Annotated in this window: 15 protein-coding genes; 11 read left to right on the top strand and 4 right to left on the bottom strand. The window is 71.2% G+C overall.

Translation table 11 applies throughout. The features are described 5' to 3' along the window. The first annotated feature begins 90 nt into the window (after positions 1 to 90). The 4 genes from FHU40_RS10265 to FHU40_RS10250 all read left to right on the top strand — a co-directional run bounded on the left by FHU40_RS10265 (position 91) and on the right by FHU40_RS10250 (position 7,791). On the top strand, positions 91 to 6,135 hold the full coding sequence (locus FHU40_RS10265; protein ID WP_183592085.1) for a DUF5979 domain-containing protein: 6,045 nt from the start codon (positions 91 to 93) through the stop codon (positions 6,133 to 6,135). A gap of 745 nt (positions 6,136 to 6,880) precedes the next feature. Continuing rightward, the gene (locus tag FHU40_RS10260; RefSeq protein WP_183592084.1) at positions 6,881 to 7,084 is read left to right on the top strand and encodes a cold-shock protein; all 204 of its coding nucleotides are present in this window, start codon (positions 6,881 to 6,883) and stop codon (positions 7,082 to 7,084) included. Positions 7,085 to 7,287: 203 nt separating this feature from the next. After that, a complete protein-coding gene (locus tag FHU40_RS10255) occupies positions 7,288 to 7,452 on the top strand; it encodes a hypothetical protein (protein WP_183592083.1) in 165 nt (54 codons plus the stop codon). Between the two features lie 45 nt (positions 7,453 to 7,497). Further along, positions 7,498 to 7,791 (top strand): metal-sensitive transcriptional regulator, encoded by a 294-nt coding sequence (locus FHU40_RS10250; protein WP_183592082.1) that lies wholly within the window; start codon positions 7,498 to 7,500, stop codon positions 7,789 to 7,791. Positions 7,792 to 7,992: 201 nt separating this feature from the next. Here FHU40_RS10250 and FHU40_RS10245 read toward each other — a convergent pair whose 3' ends face one another. Then, entirely contained in the window at positions 7,993 to 9,054 is a 1,062-nt protein-coding gene (locus tag FHU40_RS10245; RefSeq protein WP_183592081.1) for a hypothetical protein, read from the bottom strand. Positions 9,055 to 9,098: 44 nt separating this feature from the next. Here FHU40_RS10245 and FHU40_RS10240 point away from each other — a divergent pair, with 44 nt between their 5' ends. The 6 genes from FHU40_RS10240 (at position 9,099) to FHU40_RS10215 (ending at position 14,996) form a co-directional block, all read left to right on the top strand. Continuing rightward, complete coding sequence (locus tag FHU40_RS10240; RefSeq protein ID WP_183592080.1) at positions 9,099 to 9,959, top strand: NUDIX hydrolase; 861 nt, start codon at positions 9,099 to 9,101, stop codon at positions 9,957 to 9,959. Between the two features lie 166 nt (positions 9,960 to 10,125). Next, a complete protein-coding gene (gene pstS, locus FHU40_RS10235; protein WP_183592079.1) occupies positions 10,126 to 11,247 on the top strand; it encodes a phosphate ABC transporter substrate-binding protein PstS in 1,122 nt (373 codons plus the stop codon). Positions 11,248 to 11,323: 76 nt separating this feature from the next. After that, the gene (pstC, locus tag FHU40_RS10230) at positions 11,324 to 12,268 is read left to right on the top strand and encodes a phosphate ABC transporter permease subunit PstC (protein WP_252274781.1); all 945 of its coding nucleotides are present in this window, start codon (positions 11,324 to 11,326) and stop codon (positions 12,266 to 12,268) included. Beyond that, positions 12,265 to 13,365 carry a phosphate ABC transporter permease PstA gene (gene pstA, locus FHU40_RS10225; protein WP_183592077.1) on the top strand — a complete coding sequence of 367 codons (1,101 nt, stop codon included), beginning with the start codon at positions 12,265 to 12,267 and terminating at the stop codon, positions 13,363 to 13,365. The genes pstC and pstA overlap by 4 nt, the downstream gene beginning before the upstream one ends. Positions 13,366 to 13,388: 23 nt before the next feature. Continuing rightward, on the top strand, positions 13,389 to 14,168 hold the full coding sequence (gene pstB / locus FHU40_RS10220) for a phosphate ABC transporter ATP-binding protein PstB (protein WP_183592076.1): 780 nt from the start codon (positions 13,389 to 13,391) through the stop codon (positions 14,166 to 14,168). A gap of 81 nt (positions 14,169 to 14,249) precedes the next feature. After that, on the top strand, positions 14,250 to 14,996 hold the full coding sequence (locus FHU40_RS10215; RefSeq protein ID WP_252274779.1) for a response regulator transcription factor: 747 nt from the start codon (positions 14,250 to 14,252) through the stop codon (positions 14,994 to 14,996). Here FHU40_RS10215 and FHU40_RS10210 read toward each other — a convergent pair. Further along, positions 14,972 to 15,283: a hypothetical protein gene (locus FHU40_RS10210; protein ID WP_183592075.1), complete on the bottom strand. Its 312-nt coding sequence runs from the start codon at positions 15,281 to 15,283 to the stop codon at positions 14,972 to 14,974. The two genes, FHU40_RS10215 and FHU40_RS10210, sit on opposite strands and share 25 nt — an antisense overlap. A 303-nt stretch (positions 15,284 to 15,586) precedes the next feature. On the opposite strand from FHU40_RS10210, the gene FHU40_RS10205 reads away from it, so the two are divergent. Further along, positions 15,587 to 16,654: a hypothetical protein gene (locus FHU40_RS10205; RefSeq protein ID WP_183592074.1), complete on the top strand. Its 1,068-nt coding sequence runs from the start codon at positions 15,587 to 15,589 to the stop codon at positions 16,652 to 16,654. An 89-nt stretch (positions 16,655 to 16,743) separates the two neighbouring features. Here the strand turns inward: FHU40_RS10205 and FHU40_RS10200 are convergent, their stop codons facing one another. Both FHU40_RS10200 and FHU40_RS10195 read right to left on the bottom strand, forming a co-directional pair. Then, complete coding sequence (locus tag FHU40_RS10200; RefSeq protein ID WP_183592073.1) at positions 16,744 to 17,742, bottom strand: inorganic phosphate transporter; 999 nt, start codon at positions 17,740 to 17,742, stop codon at positions 16,744 to 16,746. A gap of 6 nt (positions 17,743 to 17,748) precedes the next feature. Beyond that, a complete protein-coding gene (locus FHU40_RS10195; RefSeq protein WP_215525423.1) occupies positions 17,749 to 18,366 on the bottom strand; it encodes a DUF47 domain-containing protein in 618 nt (205 codons plus the stop codon). Between the last annotated feature and the right edge of the window lie 13 nt (positions 18,367 to 18,379).

The following is an 18,379-nucleotide window of genomic DNA, read 5'->3' as shown; positions in this document are numbered from 1 at the left end:
CTTGCGTCCGACGCTCGGAAGGCTACGGCGACACGGATGTGGGGAACAGGGATGGGCAAGACCCGGCGACGGAGGACACTCGCGACCAGAGTGCTCGCAGCGGCCGCGATGGCGCTGGCGGTGATGACGACCGGACCGATCGGGGTGGCCGACGCGGCGCCCGCGCAGTCACAGGTCGGTATCACCAAGGAGAGCAGCCTCGACGGGTCGACGGTGACCCCGGGTGCGCAGTTCACCTACACGCTGACCGTTCGGTGCTCCGGCCTGACGACCGGCTGCGTCAACCAGACGGTGACCGACGTGCTGCCCCCGGGGCTGGATGTCACCTCGCTGCCCCCGTCGACCGAGACCCGTGAGGTCGACTACGACGCGCCGACGCGCACCCTGACGGTCCGCTTCATCGAGCCGCTGCAGGAGCCGGTCGGCGCGATCGGCCTCAACGACGGCGCCACCCGGGCCTTCGACATCGGCATGCGCCTGCCCGCCAACACCACGATGCTCGACGGCGCGGAGATCACCAACCGGGCGACCACCGTCGCCGACAACGCGCCCGAGGACTTCGACGAGAACGTGCTCCCGGTCTCGGTGCCGCGCGAGGTCAAGCCGGTCGCGACGAAGACCTGGGCCGACGGCTCGGCCATCGCCGGCAGCGGCGAGCAGACCACCGTCACCCTCGGCGTGCGCAACGCCTCGTCGAGCTCGGTGAGCGTCGCCGAGCTGCGGGTCACCGACGTGACGCCGGCGACGTACGAGCACTTCGACCTCACCGGCGTCGAGCTCCTCTCCTTCCCGGCCGGTGCGGACCGCGCCCAGCTGCTGGTGTGCACCGCCGCCGGCTCGAGCTGCGCCGCCGAGTCCGACTGGTCGGCCGGCGCGGTCGCCTCGGCCGCCGGCGCGCTCGCCCTGCCCGGCGGCGTGACGGCAGGTGCCGTCACCGGGGTCCGCGTGGTCTTCACCGACAGCTCCGGCGACCCGCTGCCGTACGACGCGACCGGCGGCCAGGTCCGCCTCGGCCTCGCGCTCCGCGACACCCTGCGCTCCAGCGGCGACGACCTCACGCCGACGACCAAGCTCACCGTGAGCAACTGCGCCGTGCCCGGCGCCGTCGACGAGACCGACACCCTGACCAGCGGCGCCTCGGTGTGCGCGCCCTTCGACGTGCTGCCCGACACCGTGCTCGTGCACACCCAGAAGTCCTTCTTCGCCGACACCAACGGCAACTTCACCCGCGACACCGGCGAGTACGCCGTGGTCGGCGAGGACTCCCCGGTCTCCGCGACCGTGTCCGTGCGCAATGACTCGGCCTTCCCGCTCCGGCACATCCGGATCACGGAGCCCGACGCCGGAGCCGCGACGTCGGAGTTCGACAAGCTCGACCTGACGAAGGTGCGGCTGCGCTTCCCGACCGGTGCCACGACCGCGCACCTGGTCGTGAAGTACGACGACGGCAGCGCCGACCTCGAGCAGGACCTCTCCGCCACCGCCACCGTCGACATCAGCCGGACCGGCACCCGCGTGAAGAGCATCGAGGTCGTCTACACCGGTGTCGACGGCGACGGGAAGCCCTCGATCGCGATCGGCGCCACGGCGTACCTCGACGTGCACGGCACGCTCAACGACGATGTCACCAACGACGACCTGCCCAACGGCACGTCGCCGGGCGTCGTCAACTGCGCGGCGTACCGCGCCCAGGCGGACACCTCCGACAGCACCGGCACCACGTCCGGCAACGCCTGCGCGTCGCTGCCCGTCGAGGCCCGCTCCGCCGGCGGCAGCGGCGTGAAGTCGGTCGGCCAGACCTCCGTGCCCCCGGGCCAGCCGATCCCGTTCACGCTGACGCTGACCAACAACGGCAACGTCCCGCTCGTCGACCCGGTCCTCAACGACCCGCCGACCGACGGCGCCGGCAAGCCGCGCACCACCGACAACCCGTTCACCGTGCTGTCGCTGGTCTCCGCCGCCGTCCGCAAGGACGCCGGCACGCCGGACGTCGACCTCGAGGTCTTCGACCCCGACGCGGACACCTGGGTCCCGTACGCCGCCGGCAACACGGCCCTGCTGGCCCGGGCCACCGGCGTCCGCGCCCTCGTCGACGGTGAGCTCACCCCGACCAAGCGGGTCTTCGTCGACCTGGTCACGGAGCGCCGCGCGGGCGTGCCAGACGGCGTCACGCTGAGCAACTGCTTCGCCGCCGGTGCGGTCGGCTGGACCGGTCCCGCGGTCTGCTCGGCCGAGGTGACCACCGCCCCGGCCGCGAGCGGCGCGGTGCTCAACAAGTCGATCTCGCCCGGTCAGCTGCCGGCGCCGATCCCCGGCGTCCCGCAGCAGACCGCGCAGGTACGTCTGACCGTCGCCAACACCGGCAACATGAGCGCGAAGCGGCTCCAGATCACCGATGCGGACGCCGACTTCTTCGACGCCGTCAACTTCGGGCAGGTGCGCTCCGTGACCTACCCGATCGGCGCCAACCGGCTCCAGGTCGACGCGCTGACCGACGGCGGTTGGGTGACCGGCACGCCGGTCTCGAGCGGCTACGCCCTCCCGGCCGGCGTCGCGGCCGGCGACGTCATCGGCGTGCGGCTGACGTTCACGAACTCCGACGGCGGCTACTCCCTGCGTCCCTGCGAGGGCACGCCGACGCCGACGAACTGCACGGGTGCCGTGGTGCTCGACGTGCACCCGCGCAGCACGCTGCGCTCGGACGCCGAGGCCATGCCGCCGGCCGAGCTCGACAACAGCGCGACCGCCGGCTACGAGACACGGCTGCAGACCCCGGGCACGCTCGCCCCGATCGACCCGGTCGAGGCCACCCTCGACCTGGTCGAGGGCGACCCGCAGCTCGACGTCGAGAAGACGCCGAACAGCGCCATCGCCCCCGGTGAGAACGCACCCTTCCGTCTCGAGGTGACCAACTCCGGCACGGCCGACCTGCCGAACGTGGTCGTCACCGACCTGCTGCCCGCGGGCCTGACCTTCGACGAGAGCTACCAGTCCGGCGTCGGGTACCGGATCGTCGACGTGCAGGTGCCCGCCGGCACCGAGGACCCGCCGACGCCGACGTTCACCACGACGAGCGACGCCGGCCGGATCTCCGAGCTGCACTGGTCGTTCGGCGACTGGGTGATGCGGCCCGGTGCGAGGTTCGCGATCGAGATCCAGGTGCGGCTCGCCCCCGGCGTGACCGAGGGCCTGGTCAACACCAACCGGATGGGTGCCTCCTCGTCGGCCGACGACCTGGCCTGCGCGGCCGGCACCGGCACCTCGACCGACGGCACCTTCGGTACCGGTACCTGGTGCACCGACTCGGCGGCGGTCACCACCAAGGCCGGCGCGGCCTTCGAGGCCCGCAAGTGGGTCGCGGGCAACGACGCGCTCGGCTGGTGGGACAACCGCAACCACGAGCCGGTGGCCGTCGGTGCCTCGGTCTGCCCCTCGCTGACCGAGGGCGGCCGGACCTACACGGCATACCCGTGCGTCGCGCTGGTCAACCCGGGCGACCGCTACGACTACCTGCTCCGCATGGTGAACGCCGGCACCGAGCCGGCCACCGACATGCGCATCATCGACCGGTTCCCGGTGCAGGGCGACAAGGGCGTCGTGCTCAGCGGCACCGACCGCGGCACCCAGTGGGACAACCGTCCGCGGCTGGCCACCGAGCCCGTGCTCGTCGGCAGCGGCGCGCTGACCACGACCTACGCCGACAGCGAGGCGGGGGTCTGCACGGCCGACCTCTCGATGACGAACGCGTGCGGTCCGGAGATGTGGGCCGACGACTTCAGCGCCGACGTGGTCGCGGCCCAGATGCGGGTCCACTGGGGCACGCCGCTGGCGCCGGGGGCCGGGGTGAGCATCTCGTTCTCGATGAACACCCCGCTCGAGGTCGCGCAGGTCGCCGACCCGACGATCGCGTGGAACTCCTTCGGGCACGCCGAGACCACCAAGCGCGCGAACGGCAGCACCCGGGTGCTGCCGCCGACGGAGCCGATCCAGGTCGGCGTCGCGACGGCGTACGGCACGCTGCACGTCGAGAAGGAGCTGCTGGCCAACCCCGGCGACCTGCCGGTGGACGACCGGGAGTTCGAAATCGACTACTCCTGCGAGATCGAGCCGATCGGCAACCCGGCCCAGGTCGTCGCGTCGGGCACGCTCACGCTGCGACCGGGTGAGTCCGACGAGGTCACCGGGCTGCCCGGCGGCGCGACCTGCGAGGTGTGGGAGGCCGACGCCTACGGGGGTGTCACCAACTACCCCGAGGACGACCCCGCGGTCGTCACGATCGACCCGCAGCTCGGGTCCGACCCGGCCCCGGCGGCGAGCGTCACGGTCACCAACAGCTACCCGCTCGCGGAGATCGAGGTCGCCAAGCTCGTCGAGGGTGACGCCAAGGCGTACGGCGCGGACACGACGTATCCCATCGAGGTCACCTGCGCCATGGACGGCGTGACGGCCACCGGGTTCCCCGTGACCGTCGATCTGGTCGGCGACGACAGCGAGACGCTCGACGCGCCCGTCGGCTCGACCTGCACCGCCACCGAGCTGGACGACGGCGGCGCGACCTCCTCCGACGTGGATCCGTCGGCCGGTCTGCTGGTCACCGCCGGCGCCACCGGGACGCTGTCGCTGACCGTCACCAACACCTTCGACCAGGGCCACCTGCAGATCCTGAAGCGGATCACCGGCACCGGTGAGAAGCTGCCGAAGGGCCCGTTCGAGTACGAGGTGGCGTGCACGTTCCAGGGCGAGGCCATCGCCCCGGTGACGGTCACGGTGCCGCGCCCGGCCGGTGAGCCGGAGCTGGTCGCGGACGTCCCGCTGCTGCTCCCGATCGGCGCCGAGTGCACGGTCACGGAGACCGACGCCGGCGGCGCCGACGCCACGCCGGCGCCGGTGACGGTGACCATCGTCGAGAACGCCGACGACAACACGGTCCGGGCCACGTTCACCAACGAGTTCTCGGCCGGCACCATCGCGCTGAGCAAGGCCCTCGCCGGGGCGGGCGCGACCGCGTCGTACGCCACCGGTGCGGTGTTCGACGTGGCCGTGACCTGCGCCATCGGCGCCCCGACGAACGTGCTCTACTCCGGCACCCTCGCGATCCGCGGCGGTGAGCGCATCCAGGTGCGCGACCAGGCGGGCGACCCGCTCCTTCTGCCGGCCGGCGCTCGCTGCTGGGCGGTGGAGACCGGGACCGGCGGTGCGAGCGGCCACACGGTGAGCGCCGGGTCCTTCGACACGGGCGTGACCGTGCTGCCGGGGACTCCCAGCGACCTCCAGGACCTGGAGATCAAGGTCGTCAACACGTTCGACCTGACCTCCGTGGTGCTCGACAAGGTCGTCACGGGCGACGCCGCGCGGTACGCCGCCGGGCGGGAGTTCCAGGTCGCCGTGACGTGCGTGCTGCCGCAGGGCGGGGTCAAGACCCCGATCCTCACGGACGCGCCGTTCACGATCGCCGCCGGCAAGCCGGTGACGGTTCCGGACCTGCCGGTCGGCGCGGAGTGCTGGGCGGTCGAGACGGACCAGGGCGGCGCGACCGCGTCGGTCGTCGACCACGCCGGTCCCGCGGCACCGCTGGTGCTCGGCACCCAGCCGGGCACGATCGGGATCGACAACCGGTTCGACGCCGCCGAGCTCGTCGTGACGAAGAAGGTCGTCGACGGACCGGCCGGGCCGTACTCCTTCGAGGTCACCTGCACCACCGACCTCGGCCCGGTCGAGCTCCGCGACCGCGACGCGGCGTTCGAGCTCCGTGACGGCCGGAGCCGCACGATCGAGGTGCCGCTCGGCGCCACGTGCACGATCACGGAGGTGGACGTGCCGAAGGCGGCGACGGTCACCTTCCAGGAGGGCAAGCCGAAGGACGGCAAGGCCGACGGCAAGGTCGTCGTCGACCGGGACCGTGAGGTGACCGTGGTCAACACCTTCGACGGCACCGTCGACGGCAACCTCGATGGCCGCGGCGACAAGGGCGACGGCGAGGACGGCGATGTCGCCGGCACCGGCGCCGGCGCGGGGGACGACGGGATCCTGCCCAACCTGGGCGGCCCCGCGCTCGGCCTCCTCGGGCTCGCCGCGGTGCTGTGCGCGGGCGGCGCGACGCTCGTGTGGCGCAGCCGGCGGACCGGCCGGGCCTGAGGCTGGACCAGACCCGGTCCGGGACGGCCACTCCGGCCGCCCGGACCGGGCGGGTCCCGCCGCTCGGCGGCCCGCCACGTGCGGCACTTCCGCCGCGCCGCACGCCCCTGATCCGGCTTCGCCGGGCGCCCGAATCGCCCAATCGCAAGGTTTCCGCAAGACGACTGCGAGTCGCTTGGACGGTGTCGTCCGGGTGGCTACAGTCGTTCTCACAAGCCGCGCTGGTGACCCGAGACACCAGCGCGGCTTGTTTCTATTTCGCCGGGTTCGCTCGTTCCACCGATCTCGCGGTGGGGTCCGCCCGCCCGTGACGACGCTTCATCACGGGATGAAGACGGAGCTGCCCCTCCCCAGGTGAGCTCGCCCCGGGAGGTGCGGCCTCGCCTGCATCCCTCGATGAAACCCCAATCTTCCCCAGCACCCCCCGGGTCGACCGTTTCTGGTAGCCGTTCCGGTCCCGGTCGGCGGCGCTTTCCCGGGCGGCCACGTCGCCGTGGGGCGACCTTCATCCGCGAGTTGAGAAATCCCGCCCGAGGCGGTTTCGTCCGGATCGAGGATTGGTAACGTGTGCCACGCAACAGGTGCAAGTTCCAGCAGGTCTGACGCCCGCGGAGTTTGTGAGCCAACGGCGTTTCCTCTTTCGTGGGCCTGCCACTCACGAGAAGTCGGAGCGACGTGTCACCCGCACCTGGTGCGGGACCGTCGATGTGGCGGTCTCTCGCCCCGACAGAGGAGTAACGAGCAGATGGCTCAGGGCACTGTGAAGTGGTTCAACGCGGAGAAGGGCTTCGGCTTCATCGCGCAGGATGGCGGCGGCGACGATGTCTTCGTCCACTACTCGGCCATTCAGACCCAGGGTTACAAGTCCCTCGACGAGAACCAGAAGGTCGAGTTCGAGGTCACCCAGGGTCCGAAGGGTCCGCAGGCGGAGAACGTTCGCCCGCTGTGATCTGACGCCGTTCACACGGACGTCGACAGGAGGCTCCACCCGCGAGGGTGGGGCCTCTCGTCAATTTGGAGTCGCCCACTCGGAGCAGGCGCGATGGCCCGGACGGGTCAGATTTCGCCGGTGGCGTTTGTTCGCCGTGACCGTCGGGCACGCTTGACGTTATGCGGAGGTCAGCAACGACGACAGGCGCGGGGAGTGATGAGGTGCACGATCAGTTCGACATCTCCCTCGAGGACTCCGACCTCCTCGGCGAAGTCGAGCTCACGACCAACTTGATCATCGCGGCGAGCGAGACCGACAGCCGGCTGTCGACCGAGGAGATCGACCGGATCCTCGGGGTCGTCCCCAGGCCGCGTCGGGAGACTTGATCGCGACCCTTGGGTCCCGATACCCCTGCTGGGTATCATGTGGTCATGAGCGAGCACCAGCACGGGTACATCCATCGCAAGGATGACTACCTCCGCCGCCTGCGCCGGATCGAGGGCCAGGCCCGCGGCCTGCAGCGCATGGTCGAGGAGGAGCAGTACTGCATCGACATCCTCACCCAGGTCTCGGCCATGACCAAGGCGCTCCAGGCGGTGTCGATCGGGCTCGTCGAGGAGCACCTGTCGCACTGCGTGATCGACGCCGCGCGGTCCAGCGACGCCGAGGCCCAGGAGAAGATCACCGAGGCCGTCGACGCGATCAGCCGCCTGGTGAAGTCGTGAGCGTCACCACCCACGGTGGTTGAGGTGTGAGGGCCGCCAGGCCCGAGCCTCGAAACCCACCGCCTCCACGGAGGTTGAGGTGTGAGGGCCGCTAGGCCCGAGCCTCGAAACCGCACTGTCTGGCCGCGCCCGGGTGGTTTCGAGACGGTTGCGAGCGCAACCTCCTCAACCACCGTCATCGGCGGCACCCGCCACCCGCGCTCAGCAGGTGGCGAACAGCACCGGCCCGTTCGAGAGGTCGGAGAAGACGTAGGAGCCGGCGCGGGGCGCGAGCTCCAGCGTGACCAGGGCGCCGTCGGCGGTCGCTGAGCGCACCGCGAACCGGTCCGCGAAGTCCCCGCCCTGGCCCGGTGCCGGGCCGGCGGCCAGCCTCGCCCGCGTGTCCGCGTTGACCTCGGCCCGGTCGTGGTCGGCGAACCCCATCACCACCCGGACGCCGCCGCCGGGCTGCACCGACATCGCGAACGCCGTCACCGGGTCGACGTCGCCGGCCTCGGCGAGGAGTCGTTCGGCGGTCGCCCGGTCGCCGGCATCGGCCTGGCCCATCGCGAGCGCCCGGCACGCCCGGTCGCCGTCGTACGCCGCGGCGGACAGCGGCTCTCCGGAGGCCGCGACGACCTCCCGCAGCGCCGCGCTCGCCCCGCCGTCGCCGAGGTCGGCCACCACCTGCTCGAGGTAGTCGGCCCGGTCGCTGGTCAGCACCAGCCGCTCGTCGGCGTCGAGCGCGACGTACTGGAGCTCCGGGGTGAGGTCGGCGCCGATCCCGGGCAGCAGGGTCTCACCGCCCGTCCAGACGCCGTCGTCCGCCGCGGGCGCCTCGAACCCGCTCTGGTCGAGGTGGTCGGCCACCGCCTCCACGTCGGCGCGCTCCGGCAGCCGCACGATCACGACCGCGCCCCGGCTCGACTGGCTGAACAGCTCCCACTCGGCGCTGGCCGGCGAGAACCCGAAGCGGGTCTGGAGCACCGGAGCGGACTGCACCAGGGCGGAGGCCGAGGTCAGGTCGTCGTCGAAGGCGTCGTCGAGGAACGTCCGCACGTCCGCGGCGGAGGAGTCGGCGTCGACGCCGGAGCCCAGCCGTTCGCGGACCGCGGCCCAGTCGGTCCACGAGAGCCGCTCGGCGTCGGCCGGGGCGTACGCCGCGGCCCGCTCGAACGTCGTGCGGCCACGGTCGCGCCACCACCGCACGGTGCCGACGGCGGCTGCGGCGAGCAGGGCCACGGCGAGCACGACGACGACCACCGTCGTCACACGTCTCGGCACGGGGCCACTCCTCATCCGGGGCCGGGTGATGTGACACTAGCGGCATGGCCACGAAGGACGTGCTCGCCGCCGGTGCCGTGGTCTTCCGTTCGGGCAAGCAGGTGCTGCTCGTGCACCGACCCCGGTACGACGACTGGTCGTTCCCCAAGGGCAAGCTCGACGAGGGTGAGCACGTCGCGGCGGCCGCGGTCCGGGAGGTCGCGGAGGAGACCGGGCTGCACGTCCGCCTCGGGCCGCCGCTCTCGCCCCAGCGCTACCCCGTCAGCGGCGGCCGCACCAAGCAGGTGTCCTACTGGGTCGGTCGCGTGGTCGGGAGCGGCGACGTCTCGTCGTACCGCCCCAACGACGAGATCGACGCCGTCGAGTGGGTGCCCTACGACGAGGCGATGGACCGGCTCAGCTACGAGTACGACCGGGCGACCCTGAAGGAGGCGCGGCCGCGGCACCGCCGGACCCACGCGCTGGTCGTGCTCCGCCACAGCGAGGCGCGCTCGCGCAAGGAGTGGGACGGCGAGGACCGGCTGCGCCCGCTGGCGCAGGAGGGACACGTCCAGGCGGAGCAGCTGGTGCCGGTGCTCGCGGCGTACGACGTGACCCGGGTCGTCACGTCGAGCAGCACGCGCTGCGTGGACACCGTGGCGCCGTACGCCGCCACGACCGGGTGGCGGCTGGAGTCCGAGGACGGGCTGAGCGAGGAGGACGCGACCGCCGAGTCGGTGCTCGCGATCGTCGACGCCCTGGCCGCGGCGGACGAGTCCGCGGTGCTCTGCACCCACCGGCCGGTGCTGCCGTCGGTGCTCGATTCTCTCGGTCTGCCGGAGGCGAAGCTCGAGCCCGCGGCGATGCTCGTGGTCCATCTGCGCCAGGGCACGGTGACCGCAACCGAAGTGCACCGGATCGGCTGACGTCAACCGCTTCGGGGCTTGTTCACGCGTTCGCCGTCCCGGGAGCGGCTGCCGGTCTCCGACTGGGCGACTTGAGTTCACCGGTCGTTCACCGACGGCCCCGGAACCGTCCACCTCGGCTGCCTAACTTCGCTGCTGTCAGAGAAGAAAAGACAGGAGCTTCGAAGTGATTCGCACTTCCATCCGCCGGGCGGTCGTCCCCGGCATCGCCGCCCTGGCGCTCGCCCTCACCGGCTGCGGCGCCGCGAACGATGACAGCGGCGACAACGGCGGCAGCACTGACAGCGCAAGCGCCGGCGCCAGCCTCAGCGGCGAGCTCGCGGGGGGCGGCGCCAGCTCTCAGGAGTCGGCCCAGACGGCGTGGCGCGCCGGCTTCCAGTCCGCCAACCCCGACGTGACCATCACCTACGACGCCGTCGGCTCGGGCACCGGCCGGGAGAACTTCATCAGCAAGGCGTTCTCCTTCGCCGGGTCCGACTCCTACCTCGACGACGACGAGGGCCAGCTCAGCGCGGCCGCGGAGCGGTGCGGCGGCGAGGACGCGATCGAGGTGCCGGCGTACGTCAGCGCGATCGCGATCGTCTTCAACCTGCCGGGCATCGACTCGCTCAACCTGGACGCCAAGACCCTCGCGCAGATCTTCGACGGCAAGATCACCACCTGGGACGACCCGGCGATCGCCGCGCTCAACGACGGCGTGGACCTCCCGGGCACCAAGATCAGCCCGGTGCACCGCTCCGACGACTCCGGCACCACCGACAACTTCACCGACTACCTGAGCAAGGCCGGCGACGGCGCCTGGTCGCACGACCCCGACGGCGTCTGGCCGATCAAGGGCGGCGAGGCGGCCGAGGGCACCTCCGGCATGGTCGCGGCCGTCAAGGGCGGTGAGGGCACGATCGGGTACGCCGACGAGAGCCAGGCCGGCGGGCTCGGCCTGGTGTCGGTCCAGGTCGGCAAGGAGTTCGTCGCACCGTCCGCCGAGGGTGCCGCGAAGGCGCTGGCCGTCTCGACGCCGGTCGAGGGCCGCGCGGACGTCGACATGGCGATGGACATCGACCGCACCACGACCGAGTCCGGTGCCTACCCGGTGCTGCTCGCGTCGTACCTGATCGCCTGCCAGACCTACGACGACGCCGCCGAGGCCGACCTGGTGAAGGGCTTCCTGTCCTACATCGTGTCGGACGAGGGCCAGCAGGCCGCCGCGGAGCAGGCCGGAGCCGCGCCGCTCGAGGCCAGCCTGGCCGAGCGGGCCGCCGGCATCGTCGGCGCGATCTCCGCGAAGTAGTCCGACCGGACGTGTGGCGGCCCGGGCCCGGGCCGCCACACGCTCGTGACACAACCCCATGGAGAACAGGAGCCCCGTGTCCGTCACCGCACCGCCCCAGCCACGGCCGGCCAAGGCCGTGGTCCGGCCGGGCGACCGGATCTTCGCCGGCGCCGCGCGGGTCGCCGCCCTCACGATCATGCTGGCCCTTGCCGGCGTCTTCGTGTTTCTCGCGATCGAGGGGCTCCCGGGGCTCAGCGCACCCGCGCACATCTACGCGCCCGCGGAGGACTTCTGGTCGTACGTCGGGCCGCTCGTCTTCGGCACCATCCTCGCGGCGGTCGTCGCGCTGATCATCGCGGTGCCGTTCTCGATCGGCGTCGCGCTCTTCATCTCCCACTACGCACCACCGCGGATCGCGGCGCCGGTCGCCTACGTGATCGACCTGCTCGCGGCGGTGCCCAGCGTCGTCTACGGCCTGTGGGGCGGACTCGCCCTGGCGTCGGCGATCCGCCCGGTCATGGACTGGCTCTACGAGAACCTCGGCTTCCTCCCGTTCTTCGCCGGCCCGCCCTCGGTGACCGGCCGCACCATGCTGACCGCGGGCATCGTGCTGGCGATCATGATCGTCCCGATCACCACCGCGATCTCGCGGGAGGTGTTCGCCCAGACGCCGCGGCTGCACGAGGAGGCCGCGATGGCCCTGGGCGCGACCCGCTGGGAGATGATCCGGCTCGCGGTCTTCCCCTACGCCCGCTCCGGAGTGATCTCCGCGGTGATGCTGGGCCTGGGACGCGCGCTCGGCGAGACGATGGCGGTCGCGATGGTGCTCTCGGCGAGCCCCGTGGTCACGCTGAACCTGATCTCCGACACCAACCCCGCGACGATCGCCTCCAACATCGCCTCCAACTACAAGGAGGCGACGCCGGACAAGCAGGCGCTGCTGATCGCGACCGGTCTGGTGCTCTTCGCCGTCACCTTCGCGGTCAACTTCGCCGCGCGATGGGTGATCGGCCGCAGCGAGAGGAACGTCGCGCGATGAGCACCACGACCCCCCTCGAGCCGGACACCTTCGCGATCAGCGCGAACCTCGCCCAGCCCCGCCTGCCGCGGTGGGCGGTGGTCCTGGTCGGCGTGATCTCGCTCGGCCTCGCCGGCCTGGTCACGCTGCTGACCGGGTGGAGCCTCGTCGGCGGCCTGGTGCTCGCCATCCTGCTGATGGTCGCCGGCCTGCCGACCTGGTCGCTGCTCGTCGAGGGCCGCCGCGCGGCGGCCGACCGGTTCGCGACGGCCCTGGTGTGGGCCGCCTTCGCGGTCGTCCTGGTCCCGCTGGTCTGGCTGATCTGGATGGTCGTCGACCACGGCCTCTCCGCCATCGACCGCGAGTTCCTCACCTACGACATGCGCAACGTCGTCGGCTCCGGCGGCGGCATCTACCACGCGCTGTGGGGCACGATCCTGGTCACGCTCGCGGCGACCGTCATCTCCGTGCCGATCGGCCTCTTCACCGCGATCTACCTCGTGGAGTACGGCCGCGGCAAGCGGCTGGCCCGCGCGACGACGTTCCTGGTCGACGTGATGACCGGCATCCCGTCGATCGTCGCCGGCCTCTTCGCGCTCTCGCTCTTCGTGCTGATCTTCGGCCCGGCGATCCGGATCGGCTTCGGCGGCGCCGTGGCCCTGTCGCTGCTGATGATCCCGACCGTGGTGCGATCCGCCGAGGAGATGCTGCGGCTGGTGCCGAACGACCTGCGCGAGGCGTCGTACGCCCTCGGCATCCCGAAGTGGCGCACGATCGTCAAGGTGGTGCTCCCGACCGCGCTGGGCGGCATCATCACCGGCGTCGTGCTCGCGATCTCGCGGGTGATCGGCGAGACCGCGCCGCTGCTCGTGGTCGCCGGCGCGACCGACTCGGTGAACTTCAACCTCTTCGACGGCCGGATGATGACGCTGCCGGTCTACATCTTCAGTCAGTACAGCTCGCCCGGCGTGGTGCCGGTGGGCATGGAGGGCGACCCGCCGGGCTACGCCCGGGCGTGGGGCGCCGCGCTCGTGCTGATCGTCATCGTGATGGTGCTCAACCTCGTCGCGCGCATCATCGGCACCTACTTCGCACCCAAGACCGACCGGCGCCGCTGAGCGCACCCGTTGAGAGAGAGCCCATGGCCAAGAGCATCGACGTCTCGGACCTGAACATCTACTACGGCGACTTCCTCGCCGTCGAGGGCGTCAACATGACCATCCGGGCCAAGGCGGTGACCGCGTTCATCGGTCCGTCCGGCTGCGGCAAGTCCACGTTCCTGCGCACCCTCAACCGGATGCACGAGGTGATTCCGGGCGCCCGGGTGGAGGGCAAGGTCATGGTCTCGGGCCAGTCGCTCTACGACCCGGCGATCGACCCGGTCGCCGTACGCCGCCAGATCGGGATGGTCTTCCAGCGGCCGAACCCGTTCCCGACCATGTCGATCTACGACAACGTCATCGCCGGCTCGAAGCTGAACGCGAAGAAGATGAAGCGGTCCGAGGCCGACGCCATCGTCGAGAAGTCCCTCAGGGGCGCCAACCTCTGGAACGAGGTCAAGGACCGCCTCGACAAGCCCGGCATGAGCCTCTCCGGCGGCCAGCAGCAGCGTCTGTGCATCGCGCGGGCGATCGCGGTCGAGCCCGAGGTGCTGCTCATGGACGAGCCGTGCTCGGCGCTGGACCCGATCTCGACCTCCGCGATCGAGGACCTGATCCACGAGCTGAAGTCGGAGTACACGATCGTGATCGTGACCCACAACATGCAGCAGGCGGCCCGGGTCTCCGACGAGACCGGGTTCTTCAACCTCAAGGCGGCCGGCCAGCCGGGACACCTGGTGGAGTTCAACCCGACCACCAAGATGTTCACGAACCCCGACGAGCCGTCCACCGAGGCCTACATCTCCGGCCGCTTCGGCTGATCCGCGGCGAAACCCTCAGGTCCCTCCCGGGCCGGCCGATGAGCCGGTCGCAAGTGTCGCTCCGCACGCGATGGGGGACTGGTGCCACGCACAGCAGTCGTGATCGAGGACGACGCGGACACCGCGTCGCTCCTCGAGCTCGCCCTGACCTCCCAGGGCTTCGAGGTGCGGATCGCGAGCGACGGGCAGCACGGCGTGGGGCTCGTCGCGGAGCTCGCTCCCGACCTGGTCACCCTGGACGTCGGGCTGCCGGGGATCGACGGCCTCGAGGTCTGTCGCCGGATCCGGCCGATGACCGACGCGTACGTGATCATGGTGACCGCGCAGGCCGACGAGATCGACCGGTTGATCGGGCTCGAGACCGGGGCCGACGACTACCTCGCGAAGCCGATCAGCGTGCGCGAGCTCAAGGCCCGGGTCAACGCGATGTTCCGCCGTCCGCGCCGGCTGGTCGAGCCCGCGGCGTACGACGAGCCGGACGGGCCCGCCGACGGCGCGGATGCCGTCGAGGGCGCCGTCCAGCACGAGGTGCTGCGCCACGGTGACCTCGTGGTCGACGTCGACGCACACCGGGTGCTGCGCGACGGCGAGGAGGTCGGCCTGACGCGGACCGAGTTCGAGCTGCTGGTGACCCTGATGCGCGCGCCGTCGCGCGTGTGGCCGCGCACCGTGCTCATGCAGCGGGTCTGGGGCCAGACGTGGGGCGAGACCCACCATGTCGAGGTCCACATGGGCAACCTGCGACGCAAGCTCGGCGACCGCCGCGGCCAGGTGCGGTTCGTGGAGACCGTGCGGGGCGTGGGCTACCGCCTGCGCTCCGCCAGCTGAACCAGGACGCCGCGCCGCGGCGCGGCCTCGGACTCGTCGACCAGCTCGCCCACCCGGAACCGGGTGCCCGGGCCGTTCATCGTGACGTCCGGTCCGGTCGCCACCAGCCGCGGCGGCACCCACGGCCGGAAGTCGCGTGCCCCGGTGATCGCCGGGATCGTCCCGTCGTTGTCGTCGTCGGCCGCGGCGGCCACCAGCGCCACCATCGCGGTCGTCGCCCCCGTCCCCGTGTCGACCCGGCGACAGTGCCGGCCGGTGCGGTGCCTGCCGTGAACGCTCATGCGCATCGGACTTCCCTCCCCCTGGGACCCGTCCGGCCGATCGGCCGGACGGTTCGATCCTGATGTCCAGCAATCAAACGCCGTCCGCCTCAAGATGCCGGGCGTTCAGGGCACGGATTCCTACAAGGGAATTGCAAGGGGGTCGCCGCGGGGGGATACCCAGTGACGAAGTGGTCGTTCCGACCGCCCCGGAACAGCCAGATCGTCACTGGGTATCGGCTCGATCGCGGCAGCATCATGATCGGACGGTGGGGTGAGGGCTGTGGATGAGCGCTGCGCGGTCGCGCGCGATCGTCCATGGTGGGACGGATGCGAGCCCGGACCCAGCACCTGGTGCCGCCGCCGTTCGACCCGGCGCGGCCGACGCTGGTGCGACCGGTGCGGGTGGATCCGCAGGGACGGGTGGGCCCGACGCGTGCTCAGTCCCGTGGCGGGCGGTGGCGACGGACGACCCGCGGCTACTTCGTGCCGGCGTACGTCGACTCCACGATCCCCGAGCAGCGGATCGTCGAGGCCGCCCACTTCCTCACCGGGGAGAGCTCGGTGACCGGGTGGGCGGCGCTGCGCTGGCACGGTGCCGAGTGGATCGATGGGACGGCGCGTGCGGGGGAGGTTGAACGAGCGGTGCGGATCGCGACCACCCGGGGCGCGATGCGATCGCAGCCCGGGGCCGCGGTCACCTCGGAGTACATCCCGCCACGCGACCGGATGGTGGTCGACGGGCTCCGGGTCGTGACCCCGGTCTGCGCGGTGGCGTTCGAGATGCGCTACGCGCCGAGCCTGGCCGCGGCCGTCCGCGCGTTCGACATGGCGGCCGCCGCGGACCTGGTGTCGAAGGCGGAGCTGCTCGAGCACTTCGAGCTGCTGTACCACTGGATCGGGATCCCCCGGGCGCGGAAGGCGGCGCAGCTCGTCGACGAGAACGCCTGGTCGCCGACCGAGGTCGACGTCCGCCTCGCCTGGCCGCTGGAGCTCGGGCTCACGCCACCGCTCACCAACCGTCCGGTCTTCGATCGGTCCGGCCGGCACCTCGGCACTCCGGACCTGATCGACGTCGAGGCCGGCCTGGCGATCGACTACGACGGAGCGCTGCACCTCGCGGGCGAGCGACGTTCGAAGGACCTGGTGCGCGAGGACGGCTTCCGGGGCGTCGGCCTGGAGTACCTCACGCTCGTGTCCGCGGACCGTCGGGACCGCGGCCGCCTGACGCGCCGGATCCTCGCCGCGAGGTCACGGGCTCCCTACAGCTCGCCGGTCGACCGTGCCTGGACCCTCGAGGCGCCCCCGTGGTGGGTGCCGACGCACACCGTCGATCTCCGCCGCCGGTTGACCGCGGATCAGCGGGAGCGCTTCCTCGGCTACCGGCGTGCGAGCTGAGATCCGAGCGATACCCAGTGACGAACTGGTTGTTCCGAGCGACCCGGAACGACCAGTTCGTCACTGGGTATCCGAAACCCGGGCGACCTCTACTGGCCGAGGATCGCGTGCAGGATGACGTAGAAGAAGGCGGCGACCAGGCCGGCCATGGGGAAGGTGAGGACCCAGGCGGCGACGATCGAGCGGGCCACGCCCCAGCGTACGGCGGAGAAGCGCTTGGTCGCGCCGGCACCCATGATCGCGGAGGTGATCGTGTGGGTGGTCGAGATGGGGGCGTGGAAGACGAACGCCGTGGTGTAGAGGACACCGGCGGCCACGGTCTCGGCCGCGAAGCCGCGGGCCGGGTCGAGGTGGATGATCCGGCGGCCGAGGGTCCGCATGATCCGCCAGCCGCCCGACCAGGTGCCGAGCGAGATCGCGCCGGCCGCGGAGAAGATCACCCACAGCGGGAGGTCGTCACCCGCGGAGACGTACCCCCCGGTCAGCAGCGCCAGGAAGATCACGCCCATGGTCTTCTGCGCGTCCTGCAGGCCGTGGCCGAGCGCCATCGCCGCCGCGGAGATCGTCTGGGCGACCCGGAAGCCGCGGAACACCTTGTGCTGGTTGCGCTTCCGGAAGATCCACATGATCGCGAGCATCAGCGCGAACGCCGCGCCGAAGCCCACCAGGGGCGAGGCGATCATCGGGATGACCACCTTGTCGAGGATGACCTGCCACTCGATGCTCGAGCCGGACGCGATGGCGGCACCGACGAGGCCGCCGATGAGGGCGTGCGAGGACGACGAGGGCAGGCCGAAGTACCAGGTGATCATGTTCCAGGCGATCGCGCCGAGCAGGCCGCCCATGACGATCACCAACCCGTGGGTGTCGTCCGGGATGGTGATCACGCTGCTGACCGTCTTGGCGACCTCCTGGCCGAGGAACGCGCCGACGAAGTTCATGATCGCTGCCATGCCGAGCGCGATCCTCGGCGTGAGCGCCCGGGTCGACACCGAGGTGGCGATGGCGTTGGCTGCGTCGTGGAATCCGTTGGTGTAGTCGAACGTCAGGGCGACGACGACGACCGCGATGACGATCGCGAGGTCCATGAGCGGTCAGGACTCCTTGACCGCGATCTGCTCCACCGTGTTGGCGACCTTCTCGAAGGCGTCGATCGCCTCCTCGAGGGACTCGGTGATGTCCTTGAGCTTGAGCACCTCGATGGTCTTGAACTCGCCGCTGAACAGCTTGGCGATGATGCGCCGGTGGTTCTTGTCGCCGGCGTTCTCGAGTCGGTTGACCTCGATCCAGTACTCCTCGAGCGACTGCATCGACCGGAGGTTCGGCATCGCTGCGGAGGTCAGCTCCGCGCACCGCTGGAGCACCTCGACCTGACCCGACAGCTCGGCCGGCAGCAGCCGGACCTCGTAGAGCAGGATCATGTCGACGACCTCGTCCATCATGTCCATGACGTCGTCGAGGCCGGAGGCCAGCGCGTAGATGTCCTCGCGGTCGAACGGCGTGACGAAGGTCGAGTTCACCTTCTTGACGATCGCGTGGGTGGTCTCGTCGGCGTTGTGCTCGGCCTCCCGCATCCGGCGGGCCACGTCGTCGTGGTCGGCGTCCTCGGCGAGCATCTCCGCGAGCAGCGATGCACCGGTGACGAGGTGCTGAGCGGATTCGGTGAGAAGGTCGTAGAACGAGGTGTCGACGGGGCGGAATCGCAAACCCACGGATAACTCCTGA

This window comes from Nocardioides soli (assembly GCF_014191495.1).
Taxonomy (GTDB): domain Bacteria; phylum Actinomycetota; class Actinomycetes; order Propionibacteriales; family Nocardioidaceae; genus Nocardioides; species Nocardioides soli.
The sequence above is the reverse complement of the archived record's forward strand: the minus strand, read 5'-3'. Positions and strand labels throughout refer to the sequence as shown.

Bases quoted from the DNA above. Each gene is read 5' to 3' on its own strand.
- FHU40_RS10260 (WP_183592084.1), top strand. From the start codon at position 6,881: ATGGCTCAGGGCACTGTGAAGTGGTTCAACGCGGAGAAGGGCTTCGGC.
- FHU40_RS10250 (WP_183592082.1), top strand. From the start codon at position 7,498: ATGAGCGAGCACCAGCACGGGTACATCCATCGCAAGGATGACTACCTC.
- FHU40_RS10240 (WP_183592080.1), top strand. From the start codon at position 9,099: ATGGCCACGAAGGACGTGCTCGCCGCCGGTGCCGTGGTCTTCCGTTCG.
- pstA (WP_183592077.1), top strand. From the start codon at position 12,265: ATGAGCACCACGACCCCCCTCGAGCCGGACACCTTCGCGATCAGCGCG.
- pstB (WP_183592076.1), top strand. From the start codon at position 13,389: ATGGCCAAGAGCATCGACGTCTCGGACCTGAACATCTACTACGGCGAC.
- FHU40_RS10210 (WP_183592075.1), bottom strand. From the start codon at position 15,283: ATGCGCATGAGCGTTCACGGCAGGCACCGCACCGGCCGGCACTGTCGC.
- FHU40_RS10205 (WP_183592074.1), top strand. From the start codon at position 15,587: ATGCGAGCCCGGACCCAGCACCTGGTGCCGCCGCCGTTCGACCCGGCG.
- FHU40_RS10200 (WP_183592073.1), bottom strand. From the start codon at position 17,742: ATGGACCTCGCGATCGTCATCGCGGTCGTCGTCGTCGCCCTGACGTTC.